A 14,258-nucleotide genomic window follows, 5' to 3' on the forward strand; every position below is an offset into this window, starting at 1 on the left:
GGCCGGCCGGGGGCCGGCCCGTTCTCAGCCCGCCGCCGCGGCGGCGCACACCCCGGCGCAGATCCGCGCGAGGTCCTCGTCACCGGTCACATACGGCGGCATCGTGTAGATCAGATCGCGGAAGGGCCGCAGCCACACGCCCGCCCGCACTGCCGCGGCGGTCGCCGCGGCCATGTCCACCGGGTGGTCGAGCTGGACGACGCCGATGGCGCCGAGCACCCGCACCTCACGTACCCCGGGCAGCTCCTTCGCCGCCGCGAGACCGGTGTTCAGGCCCGCCTCGATGCGCTTGACCTCCGCCGCCCAGTCCTGCGACAGCAGCAGTCCGATGGAGGCGTCCGCCACCGCCGACGCCAGCGGATTGCCCATGAAGGTCGGCCCGTGCGCGAGCACCGGCACCTCACCCTGCGAGATGCCGTCGGCCACCCGCGCGGTGCACAGCGTCGCCGCCATCGACAGATAGCCGCCGGTCAGCGCCTTGCCCAGGCACATCACATCGGGGGAGACGGCGGCCTGGTCCGCTGCGAAGAGCGTGCCCGTACGGCCGAAGCCGGTGGCGATCTCGTCGAAGATCAGCAGCACGCCGTGCTCGTCGCAGGCCTCCCGCAGCACCCGCAGATACTCCGGGGCGTGGAAGCGCATGCCGCCCGCGCCCTGGACCACCGGCTCGACGACGACGGCGGCGAGCTCGTCGGCGTGCCGCCCGATCTCGGTGCGCAGCATCTCGGCGTACGACTCCTCGTACGCGGCCGGCGGCGCGTCCACGAAGACCTGCCGGGGCAGCACGCCCTGCCACAGTTCGTGCATACCGCCGTCGGGGTCGCACACCGCCATCGGCTGCCAGGTGTCGCCGTGGTAGCCGCCGCGCCAGGTCAGCAGCCGCCGCTTGGCCGGGCGGCCGATGGAGCGCCAGTACTGCAGGCACATCTTGACCGCGACCTCGACGGCGACCGAGCCGGAGTCGCTGAGGAAGACATGGCGCAGCGGCTCCGGGGTGATCTCGACCAGCCGGGCGGCGAGCCTGACAGCGGGCTCGTGGGTGAGCCCGCCGAACATCACATGGCTCATCCGGCCGAGCTGGTCCGTCACGGCCTCGTTGAGGACCGGGTGGTTGTAGCCGTGCACGGCCGACCACCAGGACGACATGCCGTCGATCAACTCGTCCTGCCCGTGGACGGGTTCGGCGAGCTTCAGCCGTACGCCGGACGCGGACTCCACGACCAGCGGCTCCGCGCGGCCCGGCATGGGGCCGTACGGATGCCAGACGTGGGCCCGGTCCAGGGCGAGCAGCTCGTCGTGACCGAGGGAACGGTCACGCATTGGGGGCCAGATCCGTGCCGGCGCCCCGCCGGCGGACCGCCACCAGGTCCGTACGGGCCTCCGGCACCTCGGCCGTGGCCGCGGGCTCGGCCGGAACGTCCGCCGCGGAGGAGCCGCACACCGAACCGGAGCCGCAGCTGCTGCCCGTGCCGCAGCCCTCGGCCTCCCGCTCCACGTCCACGCGGTGCGCGGGCAGCGTCGGCGTGCCCGTGCCCTCCACCTCGAAACCGGCGTCCGCGATCATGTCCAGGTCGGTCTTGCCGGCCTGGCCCTCGCTGGTGAGGTAGTCGCCGAGGAAGATCGAATTGGCGATGTGCAGCGCCAGCGGCTGCATCGAGCGCAGGTGCACCTCGCGGCCGCCGGCGATACGGACCTCGACGTCGGGGCAGACGAACCGGACCATCGCGAGGATCCGCAGGCAGCGCTGCGGAGTGAGGTTCCACTCCTTGGCGAGCGGGGTGCCCTCGAAGGGGATGAGGAAGTTGACCGGCACCGAGTCCGAGCCCAGCTCGCGCAGCGCGTAGACGACGTCGACGAGGTCCTCGTCGCTCTCGCCCATGCCCGCGATCAGCCCGGAGCAGGCGGAGAGGCCCGCCGCGTGCGCCTTCTGCACGGTGTCCACCCGGTCCGCGTAGGTGTGGGTGGTGGTGATGTCCCCGTACGTCCCCTCGGACGTGTTGAGGTTGTGGTTGTACGCGTCGGCGCCGGCCTCCCGCAGCCGCTCCGCCTGGCCGTCGGAGAGCAGGCCGAGGCAGGCACACACCTCGACGCCCTCGTTCTGCTCCTTGATGGCCTCGATGGTCTTGCCGACCCGGTCGACGTCCCGGTCGGTCGGGCCGCGGCCGCTGGCCACCAGACAGACCCGCTTGGCGCCACCGGCGACACCGGCGGCGGCCGCCTGGGACGCCTCGTCCGGCTTCAGCCAGGTGTACTTGAGGATCTCGGCCTTGGAGCCCAGCCGCTGCGAGCAGTAGGAGCAGTCCTCGGGACAGAGTCCGGACTTCAGGTTGACCAGGTAGTTGAGCTTCACCCGGCGCCCGAACCACTGGCGGCGGACCTTCCCGGCCGCGGCCACCACATCGAGCAGATCGTCGTCGGAGGTCGCCAGTACGGCGAGCGCTTCTTCACGGCTCGGCAGCTCGCGCCGCAGCCCCTTCTCCACCAGCGTGTTCAGCAGGTCCATGAGAGCCGATCTTTTCCTACGGCGCACCCCCTGGCCAAGGAGGAACTCAACAACAGAGCCCGTTTGAGGTGTGTGTATCGCCACACTCTGACCTCGACCCCGGCCGGTTAGGGTCTGTGCGCTGCCTACAAAAGGGATCCGCCACATGTACGGGGACACGCACCGGACTCCATTCGACTGGACCGACGCCGAGGCGCGCCGCCGCGAGGAGGCCGGACTCGTCCGTACGCTCCGTCCCCGGGCAGCCGAGTCGGACCTCATGGACCTCGCGGGCAACGACTACCTCGGGCTGACCCGCCGTCCCGAGATCACCGAGGCGGCCGCGGCGGCGGCCCGCCGCTGGGGCGCGGGCGCCACCGGCTCCCGTCTGGTGACCGGCTCCACCGAACTCCACGCCGAGCTGGAGCGGGAACTCGCAGACTTCTGCGGGTTCGAGGCCGCGCTGGTCTTCTCCTCCGGCTACGCGGCCAACCTCGCCGCGCTCACCGCCCTCACCGGCCCAGACGGCCTCATCGTCTCCGACGCCGGGAACCACGCGTCCATCGTGGACGGCTGCCGGCTCTCCCGTGCCGAGACCGCGGTCGTGCCGCACGCCGACCCGGAGGCCGTACGCAAGACGCTCCAGGCCCACCCGGAGCGCCGGGCCCTGTGCGTGAGCGACTCGGTCTTCTCGGTGGACGGGGACGCGGCGCCGCTTCAGGCCCTCGCCGCGGCGTGCCGCGCGTACGGCGCCGCACTCGTCGTCGACGACGCCCACGGTCTCGGGGTCCTCGGACAGGGCGGCCGGGGTGCCCTGCACGCCGCCGGGCTCGCCGGCGACGCGGACGTCGTCGCGACCGTCACCCTCTCCAAGTCGCTCGGCAGCCAGGGCGGAGCGATCCTCGGGCCGGCCCGGGTCGTCGCCCATCTCGTCAACGCCGCCCGTACGTTCATCTTCGACACCGGCCTCGCCCCGGCCGCGGCGGGCGCCGCGCTGGCGAGCCTGCGGCTGCTGCGGGAAGAACCGGAGCTGGCCGGACGGGCCCGTACCGTCGCCGCCACACTCCACCGGCTGCTCACGGAGGCCGGGCTGAGCGCCGCGCGTCCGGACGCGGCCGTGGTGTCCGTACGGGCGCCCTCGCCGCAGGCGGCGCTGGGCTGGGCGGCGGACTGCCGGGAACAGGGCCTCGCCGTCGGCTGCTTCCGTCCCCCGTCGGTACCGGACGGCATCTCCCGGCTGCGGCTGACCGCACGCGCCGATCTTGACGACGAGCAGATCGGCGCGGCGGTCAGCACGATCCTGCGGACCGCCCCGTCAGAGAAGTGACCTGGTGAACGAGGTCCAGGCCGCCGCCGAGAAACGAAGCGGTGGCCTGGTGGTGTCCTTGGAGTCCCGTACAGCGAGGGCCGAGCCGCCGAGAAGGGCCGTCTCGACGCAGTTGTTCATCCCGACGCTGCGGCTGCTGCGCCGCCACTGTAAGCCGTCGGTCGAGGAGTTCTGCTGTCGTGCGAGGTAAGCAGACATCGGGGGTGCCTCCCTACGCGCCGTCACTGATTCCGGCGATGAGTTCCAACGAATCGTCGGTCGAAAGGGCGTGCTCCTGCATGGCGCGGAACGCGGCGCTGTACGCGTCGAGGTCGTCATTCCGCTCCAGATAGAGGCTACTCGTCAAGTGGTCGAGAACGACAACGTCCAGATCAGAAATGTTCGGAAAGGAGAAGATAACGAAAGGCCCGGAGAGGCCGATGTACCCGCCCATCGTGAACGGCAGGACCTGCAACCGGACATGAGGCAACGCGCCCCACTCCACCAACTTCCGCAACTGCGCCCTCATCACTCCCGGGCCGCCCACCTGTCGCCGTAGCACCGCCTCGTCCAGCACCGCGCTGAACTCCAGCGGGGGATCGGCCCGCAGCACCTCCTGCCGCGTCAGCCGCACCTCCACCAGCGAGTCGACCGTCGTCGTCGGCAGTCCGTCCAGCGCCGACTGCGTGACCGCGCGCGCGTACTCGGGCGTCTGCAGCAGCCCCGGCACCACCGACGTCTCCAGCGTGCGCACCGTCCGGGCCTGCGACTCCAGGCTGATGAAGTCGCGGTACTGCGGCGGAATCACCCCACGATAGGCGTGCCACCACCCCGAGCCGCCTCCGTCGGCCGCCCCGGCCAGCGCCTCGAGCAGCGCCCGCAGCCGTGGCTCGGCCACCCCGTAGGCATCGAGCAGCCGGGTCACATCGGCGGTGGCCACCCCGCTGGCACCCGTCTCGATCCGGCTCACCTTCGACTGGTGCCAGCCCACCAGACCGGCCGCCTCGCCGCTGGTCAGCCCCGCGTCCAGACGGAGCCGGCGCAGCTCCTCGCCGAGCTTGCGCCGACGCACGGCGGGCCCATGGCGCATGCCCCGCATCACCGACTCCCTTCCGCGCGTGGCCAACGGGCCAGTGTGCCCGTCGGGCACGGTCCCGGGTGGCAGAGTTCACCGCATCGAGCGACAGATATATGCATATCTTGGTGGATCGACACCCAGGACAGCACCATCAGTGGCACTCTGGCGCGAAGCGCAAACCGCGGCCGACCTCACAGAACATCCGCTCCGTGTCGGAGTCCGGCCCCGGTGGGAAAGGGACAGCGTCGCCATGGCAGACCACCAGGAAGCAACCGTCACTCTGCCGAGCGATCCCGCCTCGGTCTCCGCCGCCCGCAGATATGTCGCCGAGGTGCTCGCAGCCTGGGGCCTCCCCGACGATGCCGAGGTCGCCGAGACCGTCCGGCTCATCGTCTCGGAACTGGCCACCAACGCCGTCCAGCACACCTTCGGACAGTCACCCACCTTCACCGTCGACGTGCGCCTCGAACGCGACGAGGAGCTCCACATCGGCGTCACCGACAGCCATCCGCGCTGGCCCAAACGCCTCCCCGCCGCCGTCCAGCAGGACAACGGCCGGGGCATGGCCATCATCCGCTGGCTGATCGCCGAGTGCGGCGGCCGCCTCTTCGTGCTCCCCACCGCCGAAGGCGGCAAGACCGTACGCATCGCCGTGCCCTGGACCGTGGCCGCGGGACCCGAACTGACCGGAGCCCCCGTCGCCTAGGGGTGGGCCGCCCCGGAGTGGGATACCCGGGGCGGCCCACCCCCTGGCGCTCTGTCAGTTCACGCGCCCGTACCAGACGCGGGAGGTCCAGATCCGGTCCAGCTTCACCCACGATCCCGTCTTGGGTGAGTGCCAGATCTTGCCGTGACCGGCGTAGATCCCCACGTGGTAGACGCCCCGCCCCGAGTGGAAGAAGACCAGGTCTCCCTTGCGGCGGTGGGAGGCGGAGATGTGCCGGGTGCGGTTGTACTGGGCCTGTGCGGTGCGGGGCAGGGCTTTGCCGGCCTTCTTGTAGGAGTAGAGCGTGAGGCCCGAGCAGTCGAAGCGATACGGGCCCGCCGCGCCGTACTGGTACGGCGAGCCCTTCTTGGACACGGCGACCTTCAGTGCCTTCGCGGCGTGGAACGTCGCTGCCTCGGCCTCCGGAGCGGCTCCCGGGGCAAGCAGCGTGCCGCCGACGGCGGCGAGGGTGAGGGCGGAGACTGCTCCGGCGCGGGACAGCAGGAACGGGACATGAATCTGCGCGCTCATGCGCAACCCTTCGTCAGCCGCCTGTGAAGGATGGCCTGTCGGGTTCGGGCTGGCGAAGTTGCCCGGCCGCTGACGCGGCTTCACCCCGAGGAACAGCCCCACTGTCCGGCCGTCCCGTCTTGCTCGGGTCCTCCACTCCTGCCGATCCACTCCTGTCGACCAGACATCCGGAGCGGCGGCAGGACTCGGCGTCCGCCCGGACCGCCCCGCCGTGGTGGCGGGGGCTTGTCGTCGTCAGGGATCTTGACGCACGGCTGGTCCGATTTCCGAGACGAAACGGCGATATGTGAGTCTCGTCACGACTGGTCCATTCGGGTGGACGACGTCGGTTCCGCGTAACCTCCGACTGCTTTGATGAGCGTTGTACCAGCGGCGGAACATCCGGTTCGGCCAGATGTGTACTCGGGTTGTGCAACTCGCCCCGCGCAGCGGACGGGCTATCAGGTCCACCGAACAGGGGATCACGACTGGCTCTGGACAGAGTCCGCGTGTCTGTCAACCGGCGGGCATACGAGGTACGGTCACTCGCCCCGACCGCCGCTCCCCGTCCAACACCCGCAGGGCGCGCGCCAAAGTCTCCGCATGCACTTCGATCTCCCCGCGCGCGTGCATCAGGTCCAGTGCGTCGCGCAGGGCGGCCGCGCGCCCCACCAGGGCCTGAGCGGCCCGCAGTGCGCCATAGGTGTGCTCGGTACGCGCCGGATTGATCCGGCCGAGGAGATCCACCACCGCGAGATACGCGTCGACGAACTCCCCCTCCGCGCGCGTCAGTGCCGGGAGCGGCGGCAGCTCGGGAACCATCCCCGCTCAGCCGATCCGGCCCGCACCGCTCGCCCCGCGGCTGCTGATGACATGGTCCACCAGTCCGTACTCCTTGGCCCGCGTCGCGTCGAAGACGCGAGCCCGCTCGATGTCGGCGTCGATCCGCTCCCGGCTCTGTCCGGTGTGGCGGGTGAGCATCCCGGCGAGCTGGTCCCGCAGCCGCAGCACCTCGCGGGCCTGGATCTCCAGGTCGGACGGCTGCCCCTGGACCGGCTCACCCGTCGCGGGCTGCTCGACCACCACCCGCGCCCCAGGGAGCGCCAGCCGCTTGCCGGGCGCGCCGGCGGCGAGCAGTACGGCGGCCGTCGACGCGGCCTGGCCGAGGCAGGTGGTCTCCACGTCGCAGGTGACGACCTGCATCGTGTCGTAGATCGCCGACATGGCGCTGACCGCTCCGCCCGGCGAGTTGATGTACAGCGAGATGTCCCGGTCCGGGTCGGCGTACTCGAGGTGCAGGAGCTGCGCGATCACGTCGTTGGCCGAAGCCTCGTCGATCGGGGTGCCCAGGAAGACGATCCGGTTCTCCAGGAGCTTGGAGTACGGGTCGAGGGTGCGGATGCCGAAGCTGGTGCGCTCGGTGAACTCGGGGAGTACGTGACGAAGCTGCATGAGGGCGCCTCCTTCTGTAAAAAATGTACAGGACGTACAGACCGTTATGATGGGAGCATGGCCTACGAGATTCCGGTGACGCAAGCGCGGGCAGAGCTCGCCGATCTGATCAACCGCGTCGTGTACGGCGGCGAGCGCGTGGTGGTGACCCGCCATGGCAAACCGCTCGTCGCCCTGGTCTCCGCCGCTGACCTGGAACGTCTGGAGAGCGCCGGGCAGGAGACCGAGGAGCAGGTGATCAGCTCCGTCTCCACCGTCCGCACGCTGACGTCCGCTCCCGGCGAACAGGGCCGCTTCGGCATCGCCGCCAAGCACCGGCAGCCGGGAGACAGCTCAGGGTGACAGCGGCCACGCGCGCTCCCCGATGACCATGGACGCGCAAAGCTCCAGTTAACGAGCCGGAAAAACTTCCGCCCTAACGTGCAATGTCTGACCCTGTGGGCCGTCACAGCCGATCGGAGCCCTGTCCAAGATCGGTAGGGTCCGGCTGCGTCCAGGCCTCTCGCCTGGTGGACAAGTGTGAGGTGGAAGCGTGCAACTGACCCCGCATGAGCAGGAACGCCTGCTCATCCATGTGGCCGCGGACGTCGCCGAGAAACGCAGGGCGCGCGGGGTGCGGCTGAATCATCCCGAGGCCGTGGCCCTGATCACCTCGCACATCCTGGAGGGCGCGCGGGACGGCCGGACCGTCGCCGAACTCATGGCCTCCGGGCGCAAGGTGCTCACCCGCGACGAGGTCATGACCGGGATCCCGGAGATGATCCACGACGTGCAGGTCGAGGCCACCTTCCCCGACGGCACCAAGCTCGTCACCGTCCATGACCCGATCGTGTGAGCGGGGCGCGCCGCCGATGATCCCCGGAGAGATCCTCTACGCCGACACCCCGGTGCCCCTCAACGCGGGCCGTCCGGTCACACGTGTCACCGTCCTCAACGCCGCCGACCGGCCCGTCCAGGTCGGCTCCCACTACCACTTCGCCGAGGCCAACCCCGGCCTCCACTTCGACCGCGCCGCCGCCCGCGGCCTGCGGCTCAACATCGCGGCCGGCACCGCGGTGCGCTTCGAACCCGGCATCCCCGTCGACGTCGAACTCGTCCCCCTGGCCGGCCGCCGGATCGTGCCCGGGCTGCGCGGCGAGACCGGAGGGCCGCTCGATGCCTGAGATGAACCGGGCCGTGTACGCGGATCTGTTCGGCCCCACCACCGGGGACCGGATCCGGCTCGCCGACACCGATCTGCTCGTCGAGATCGAGGAGGACCGCTGCGGCGGCCCCGGCCGCGCGGGCGACGAGGCGGTGTTCGGCGGCGGCAAGGTGATCCGCGAGTCGATGGGCCAGTCCCGTACCACCAGGGCCGAGGGCGCGCCGGACACCGTCATCACCGGCGCCGTCGTCCTCGACCACTGGGGTGTCGTCAAGGCCGACGTCGGTATCCGCGACGGCCGTATCACGGCCCTGGGCAAGGCCGGCAACCCCGACACCATGGACGGGGTCCACCCCGGCCTGGTCATCGGCCCAGAGACCGAGGTCGTCGTCGGCAACGGCCGGATCCTCACCGCCGGCGGCGTCGACACCCACATCCACTTCATCTCGCCGACCGTCGTCGACGAGGCCCTCGCCTCCGGCATCACCACCCTGGTCGGCGGCGGCACCGGACCCGCCGAAGGCACCAAAGCCACCACCATCACCCCCGGCCCCTGGCACCTTGCCCGGATGTTCGAGGCGCTGGAGGCCTACCCGGTCAACATCGGGCTGCTCGGCAAGGGCAACACGATGTCGCGCGAGGCCATGCACTCCCAACTCCGGGGCGGCGCCCTCGGCTTCAAGATCCATGAGGACTGGGGGGCGACGCCGGCCGTCATCGACGCCTGCCTCGGCGTCTGCGACGAGACCGGCGCCCAGCTCGCCATCCACACCGACACCCTGAACGAGGCCGGGTTCGTCGGCGACACCCTCGCGGCGATCGGCGGACGCACCATCCACGCGTACCACACCGAGGGCGCCGGCGGAGGGCACGCCCCGGACATCATCACCGTGGTCTCGGAGCCGTACGTCCTCCCCAGCTCCACCAACCCGACCCGGCCGCACACCGTCAACACCATCGAGGAACACCTCGACATGCTGATGGTCTGCCATCACCTCAACCCCGCCGTCCCCGAGGACCTGGCGTTCGCCGAGTCCCGGATCCGGCCCTCCACGATCGCCGCCGAGGATCACCTGCACGACCTCGGCGCCATCTCCATCATCTCCTCCGACTCCCAGGCGATGGGACGGGTGGGGGAGGTGATCCTGCGGACCTGGCAGACCGCGCACGTCATGAAGCGGCGGCGCGGCGCCCTGCCCGGCGACGGCCGCGCCGACAACCGCCGGGCGCGCCGCTACGTCGCCAAGTACACGATCAACCCGGCCGTCGCTCAGGGCCTGGACCACGAGATCGGCTCCGTCGAGCCGGGGAAGCTCGCGGACCTGGTGCTCTGGGAGCCCGCCTTCTTCGGGGTGAAGCCGCTGGTCGTCCTCAAGGGCGGCCAGATCGCCTACGCGCAGATGGGCGACGCCAACGCCTCAATCCCCACGCCCCAGCCCGTACTGCCCCGGCCGATGTTCGGCGCGCTCGGCAGGGCCCCGGCCGCGAACTCCCTCAACTTCGTTTCCCAGGCGGCGATCGAGGACGACCTGCCCGACCGGCTCGGCCTCGGCAAATCCTTCGTCCCGATCGCGAACACCCGCAGGGTCACCAAGGCCGACATGCGCGAGAACGACGCCCTGCCCCGGGTCGAGGTCGACGCCGACACCTTCACCGTGACCATCGACGGCACCCCGGTCGAGCCCGACCCTGCGGCCGAACTGCCGATGGCCCAGCGGTACTTCCTCTTCTGACGAGCCGGTGATGAGACGTTCCGCACTCCTCGTGCTCGCCGACGGGCGCTTCCCCGCCGGCGGGCACGCCCACTCCGGCGGCGCCGAGGCCGCCGTCAAGGCCGGCCGGATCACCGACGCCGCCGGCCTCGCCGCGTTCTGCCGGGGCCGTCTGCACACCACCGGCCTCACTTCGGCGGCCCTCGCCGCCGCGGCCGCGCTCGGCCACGACCCGTACGAGCTCGACCGGGCCGCCGACGCCCGCACGCCCTCGCTCGCCCTGCGCAGCGCGGCCCGCAAGCTCGGCCGGCAGATGACCCGGGCCGCGCGGGCGACCTGGCCCTGCGCCGAACTCGACGCCTTGGCCGCCGCGTTCCCCCGCGGCACCCATCAGCCCGTCGTCCTCGGCCTCGCCGCCCGCGCCGCCGGACTCGGCCCCGAGGACGCCGCGCACTGCGTCGTGTACGAGACGGTGTCCGGCCCCGCGTCGGCCGCCGTACGCCTCCTCAGCCTGGACCCGTTCCAGGCCACCGCCGTCCTCGCCCGGCTCGCGCCCGAGATGGACCAGGTCGCCGAGCGGGCGGCGGCCGCCGCCCGCCAAGGCATCGACCACCTGCCCGCCGCCTCCGCACCGCTCCTCGACATCGCCGCCGAACAGCACGCGGCCTGGCCCGTACGCCTTTTCGCCTCCTGACCCACCTGGAGAACCATGCATCTCGACCACTCCCACGACGGCCCGTCCGCCGTGTCCGCCGACGCCCACCGCCCCGACGGCACCCGCCGCGCCCTGCGCGTCGGCCTCGGCGGGCCCGTCGGCTCCGGCAAGACCGCCACCGTCGCCGCGCTCTGCCGCGCCCTGCGCGACCGGCTCTCCATCGCCGTCGTCACCAACGACATCTACACCCGCGAGGACGCCGAATTCCTGCTCCGCAACGCCGTCCTGCCGCCCGAGCGCATCCAGGCGGTGGAGACCGGCGCCTGCCCGCACACCGCCATCCGTGACGACATCTCCGCCAACCTCGAAGCCGTCGAGGACCTGGAGGACGCCGTCGGCCCGCTCGATCTGATCCTGGTCGAGTCCGGCGGCGACAATCTGACCGCGACCTTCTCCAAGGGCCTCGTCGACGCGCAGATCTTCGTCATCGACGTCGCCGGCGGCGACGACATCCCACGCAAGGGCGGGCCCGGCGTCACCACCGCGGACCTGCTCGTCGTCAACAAGACCGACCTCGCGCCGTACGTCGGCTCCGACCTGGAGCGGATGGCCCGCGACGCCAAGGAACAGCGCGGCGAACTCCCCGTCGTCTTCACCTCCCTCACCGGACAGGACGGCGTCGCCCCGGTCGCCGACTGGATCCGCGCGCGGCTCGCCGACTGGGCCGCATGAGCCTGACCGCAACCGCCAGGATCACCGCGGCCCCGGGCGGGAGCCTGCCCGTCCTGGAGAGCGACGGGCCACTCGCCCTGCGCCGCACCCGCACCACCGGCCCCGACGCGGACGCCCGGGTCACCGTCGTCGGGGCGATGAGCGCCCCGCTCGGCGGCGACCGGCTGGCCCTGGAGGCCGACGTACGGGACGGGGCGCGGCTCCTCGTCGACGCGGCCGCCGCCACCGTCGCCCTCCCGGGCCGGACCCCCGCACCCGCCCACTACGACGTCCGGCTCACCGTCGGCGAGGACGCCGAACTGCGCTGGCTGCCCGAACAGCTCATCTCCGCGTACGGATCGGAGCTGTGCATGCGCACCACCGTCCAACTCGCCGCCACCGCACGGCTCGTCCTGCGCGAGGAGCAGATCCTCGGACGGCACGGCGAGGAACCCGGCACGCTCACCACCCGGCTCACCGTCCACCGCGCCGGAGCGCCACTGCTCGACCAGGAGCTCCGCTACGGGCCGGGCGCGTCGGTAGGCTGGGACGGCGGCGCGGTCCTCGGCGGACACCGCGCCGTCGGGCAACTCCTGCTCGTCGACCCAGACATGGCCGACAAACCAGCCGAACCCCGGCTTCTCGGCGAAACCGCCGTTCTCACCCCGCTCGCCGGCCCCGCCGTGCTCGTCACCGCCCTCGCCGCCGACGCGCGTCTGCTCCGGCGCGTCCTGGACCGGGCGTTGGACGACCTCACCGGCTGACCGCTCAGCGAACGGCCCGTACCGGTTATGGGTTCGGTAAAGAAACGCCTGCCCTCCCTGGCCGTGGGAGCCCGCCAGGCGAAAGGATCCCCCTCGGACCCGACCGACCAGCAGGGGGAGTATCTACGTGAGACGAACAGCAGCACTCGGCACGGCCGGTGCCCTGGTGGCGGGCACGCTCTTCGCGGGCGCGATCGCGGCGCCCACCGCCGGCGCCGACAGCCGGTCCGGTGGGCCGTCCGAGGCGCGCGGCGTCAAGATCGCCGCGGAGCGCGCCGCCAAGAAGGGCATCGACTGGGCCGACTGCCCCGCCGACTGGGGCCTCGCCAAGCCGATCCAGTGCGGCTTCGTGACCGTTCCGCTCGACTACGCACGGCCCAACGGCAAGCAGATATCCATAGCCGTCGACCGCATCGGCAACACCGGCACCGCGGCCGAGCGTCAGGGCGCCCTCATCTACAACCCCGGCGGCCCCGGCGGTTCGGGCCTGCGCTTCCCGGCCCGGGTCACCAGCAAGCACCCGCTCTGGGTCAACACCGCCAAGGCGTACGACTTCGTGGGCTTCGACCCGCGCGGCGTCGGCCGCTCCACCCCCATCTCCTGTGTCGACCCCCAGGAGTTCGTCAAGGCGCCCAAGCTCGATCCGGTCCCCGACAGCGAGGCCGACAAGCGCGCCCAGCGCAAGCTCGCCGCCGAGTACGCGGACGGCTGTGCCGAGCGCAGCGGCTCGATGCTGCCGCACATGACGACCCCGAACACCGCCCGCGACCTGGACGTCGTCCGCGCCGCCCTCGGCGAGAAGAAGCTCAACTTCCTCGGCGTCTCCTACGGCACCTACCTCGGCGCGGTCTACGCGACCCTCTTCCCGGGCCACGTCCGCCGCATGGTCGTCGACAGCGTCGTCAACCCGTCCCGCGACAAGATCTGGTACCAGGCCAACCTCGACCAGGACGTCGCCTTCCAGATGCGCTGGAACGACTGGAAGGCGTGGGTCGCCAAGAACGACGCCACCTTCCACATCGGCGACACCCCCGAGAAGGTCGAGGCGCAGTGGCTGAAGCTGCGCGCCACCGCCAAGCAGAACCCCATCGGCGGAGTCGTCGGCCCGGCCGAGCTCATCGGCTTCTTCCAGGGCGCTCCCTACTACGACTCCTCCTGGGTGCCGGTCGCCCAGACCTGGAGCAAGTACCTCGCCGGTGACACCCAGGCCCTCGTCGACGCGGCGGGCCCGGACATGAGCGACACCGCGGGCAACATCCGCGCGGAGAACGGCAACGCCGTCTACACCGCCGTCGAGTGCGCGGACGCCAAGTGGCCCACCAGCTGGAAGAAGTGGGACCGGGACAACACCCGCCTCCACCGCGACAACCCCTTCCTGACCTGGTCCAACGCCTGGATGAACCTGCCGTGCGCCACCTGGCCCTCGAAGCAGCACACCCCGGTCGACGTGAAGACCGGCAAGGGCCTGCCGCCGGTCCTCATCGTGCAGGCCGAGCGTGACGCCGCCACCCCGTACGAGGGCGCGGTCGAGCTGCACAAGCGCCTCAAGGGCTCGCGTCTGATCGTCGAGAAGGACGCCGGCTCGCACGGCGTCACCGGCGTCACCAACCCCTGCGTCAACCAGCGGGTGGATGCCTACCTGCTGACCGGCGCGGTGGACAGCGCCGATGTGACGTGCGCCCCGCACGCCACGCCGAAGCCGTAGTACGACGGCACGGAGGAGGGGCGGCCGGACACC

Annotated in this window: 17 protein-coding genes and 1 riboswitch; of the genes, 10 read left to right on the forward strand and 7 right to left on the reverse strand. The window is 71.5% G+C overall.

All coding sequences use genetic code 11. From position 1 onward, the window contains the following. Window positions 1-24: 24 nt before the first annotated feature. A complete protein-coding gene (locus IEZ01_RS19890; RefSeq protein WP_189202884.1) occupies window positions 25-1,320 on the reverse strand; it encodes an adenosylmethionine--8-amino-7-oxononanoate transaminase in 1,296 nt (431 codons plus the stop codon). Next, window positions 1,313-2,503 carry a biotin synthase BioB gene (gene bioB / locus IEZ01_RS19895; protein ID WP_189202886.1) on the reverse strand — a complete coding sequence of 397 codons (1,191 nt, stop codon included), beginning with the start codon at window positions 2,501-2,503 and terminating at the stop codon, window positions 1,313-1,315. The genes IEZ01_RS19890 and bioB overlap by 8 nt, the downstream gene beginning before the upstream one ends. A 145-nt stretch (window positions 2,504-2,648) precedes the next feature. On the opposite strand from bioB, the gene IEZ01_RS19900 reads away from it, so the two are divergent. Then, entirely contained in the window at window positions 2,649-3,809 is a 1,161-nt protein-coding gene (locus tag IEZ01_RS19900; protein ID WP_189202888.1) for an 8-amino-7-oxononanoate synthase, read from the forward strand. Here IEZ01_RS19900 and IEZ01_RS19905 read toward each other — a convergent pair. Both IEZ01_RS19905 and IEZ01_RS19910 read right to left on the reverse strand, forming a co-directional pair. Next, complete coding sequence (locus IEZ01_RS19905) at window positions 3,798-4,007, reverse strand: DUF397 domain-containing protein (RefSeq protein ID WP_078513235.1); 210 nt, start codon at window positions 4,005-4,007, stop codon at window positions 3,798-3,800. The two genes, IEZ01_RS19900 and IEZ01_RS19905, sit on opposite strands and share 12 nt — an antisense overlap. Before the next feature lie 13 nt (window positions 4,008-4,020). Next, a complete protein-coding gene (locus IEZ01_RS19910; RefSeq protein WP_028797260.1) occupies window positions 4,021-4,878 on the reverse strand; it encodes a helix-turn-helix domain-containing protein in 858 nt (285 codons plus the stop codon). A gap of 238 nt (window positions 4,879-5,116) precedes the next feature. Between IEZ01_RS19910 and IEZ01_RS19915 the strand changes: the two genes are divergently transcribed. After that, a complete protein-coding gene (locus tag IEZ01_RS19915) occupies window positions 5,117-5,572 on the forward strand; it encodes an ATP-binding protein (protein ID WP_019884484.1) in 456 nt (151 codons plus the stop codon). 54 nt (window positions 5,573-5,626) lie between these two features. Here the strand turns inward: IEZ01_RS19915 and IEZ01_RS19920 are convergent, their stop codons facing one another. The 3 genes from IEZ01_RS19920 to IEZ01_RS19930 all read right to left on the reverse strand — a co-directional run bounded on the left by IEZ01_RS19920 (window position 5,627) and on the right by IEZ01_RS19930 (window position 7,534). Then, window positions 5,627-6,103, reverse strand: coding sequence for a C40 family peptidase (locus IEZ01_RS19920; RefSeq protein WP_019884483.1), 477 nt, complete (start codon window positions 6,101-6,103; stop codon window positions 5,627-5,629). A 3-nt stretch (window positions 6,104-6,106) separates the two neighbouring features. Beyond that, window positions 6,107-6,224, reverse strand: a riboswitch (cyclic di-AMP (ydaO/yuaA leader). A 374-nt stretch (window positions 6,225-6,598) separates the two neighbouring features. Then, on the reverse strand, window positions 6,599-6,904 hold the full coding sequence (locus tag IEZ01_RS19925; RefSeq protein WP_019884482.1) for a hypothetical protein: 306 nt from the start codon (window positions 6,902-6,904) through the stop codon (window positions 6,599-6,601). A 6-nt stretch (window positions 6,905-6,910) separates the two neighbouring features. After that, on the reverse strand, window positions 6,911-7,534 hold the full coding sequence (locus IEZ01_RS19930) for an ATP-dependent Clp protease proteolytic subunit (protein ID WP_019884481.1): 624 nt from the start codon (window positions 7,532-7,534) through the stop codon (window positions 6,911-6,913). Between the two features lie 57 nt (window positions 7,535-7,591). On the opposite strand from IEZ01_RS19930, the gene IEZ01_RS19935 reads away from it, so the two are divergent. From IEZ01_RS19935 to IEZ01_RS19970, 8 genes are all read left to right on the forward strand, one after another. Next, window positions 7,592-7,876 (forward strand): type II toxin-antitoxin system Phd/YefM family antitoxin, encoded by a 285-nt coding sequence (locus IEZ01_RS19935; RefSeq protein WP_019884480.1) that lies wholly within the window; start codon window positions 7,592-7,594, stop codon window positions 7,874-7,876. 190 nt (window positions 7,877-8,066) lie between these two features. Further along, entirely contained in the window at window positions 8,067-8,369 is a 303-nt protein-coding gene (locus IEZ01_RS19940; protein ID WP_019884479.1) for an urease subunit gamma, read from the forward strand. Between the two features lie 16 nt (window positions 8,370-8,385). Continuing rightward, window positions 8,386-8,697 (forward strand): urease subunit beta, encoded by a 312-nt coding sequence (locus IEZ01_RS19945; protein ID WP_019884478.1) that lies wholly within the window; start codon window positions 8,386-8,388, stop codon window positions 8,695-8,697. Then, on the forward strand, window positions 8,690-10,411 hold the full coding sequence (locus tag IEZ01_RS19950; RefSeq protein ID WP_019884476.1) for an urease subunit alpha: 1,722 nt from the start codon (window positions 8,690-8,692) through the stop codon (window positions 10,409-10,411). Before IEZ01_RS19945 ends, IEZ01_RS19950 begins: the two co-directional genes overlap by 8 nt. A gap of 10 nt (window positions 10,412-10,421) precedes the next feature. Further along, on the forward strand, window positions 10,422-11,084 hold the full coding sequence (locus tag IEZ01_RS19955) for an urease accessory protein UreF (protein ID WP_189202890.1): 663 nt from the start codon (window positions 10,422-10,424) through the stop codon (window positions 11,082-11,084). A gap of 15 nt (window positions 11,085-11,099) precedes the next feature. Then, on the forward strand, window positions 11,100-11,777 hold the full coding sequence (ureG, locus tag IEZ01_RS19960; protein WP_189202892.1) for an urease accessory protein UreG: 678 nt from the start codon (window positions 11,100-11,102) through the stop codon (window positions 11,775-11,777). Beyond that, window positions 11,774-12,520, forward strand: a complete 747-nt coding sequence (locus IEZ01_RS19965) for an urease accessory protein UreD (RefSeq protein ID WP_019884473.1) — start codon at window positions 11,774-11,776, stop codon at window positions 12,518-12,520. Before ureG ends, IEZ01_RS19965 begins: the two co-directional genes overlap by 4 nt. Window positions 12,521-12,647: 127 nt before the next feature. After that, window positions 12,648-14,225, forward strand: a complete 1,578-nt coding sequence (locus IEZ01_RS19970; protein ID WP_189202895.1) for an alpha/beta hydrolase — start codon at window positions 12,648-12,650, stop codon at window positions 14,223-14,225. The last annotated feature ends 33 nt before the right edge of the window (window positions 14,226-14,258 follow it).

The sequence above is a fragment of the Streptomyces purpureus genome (assembly GCF_014648195.1).
In the GTDB taxonomy this organism is placed as follows: domain Bacteria; phylum Actinomycetota; class Actinomycetes; order Streptomycetales; family Streptomycetaceae; genus Streptomyces; species Streptomyces purpureus.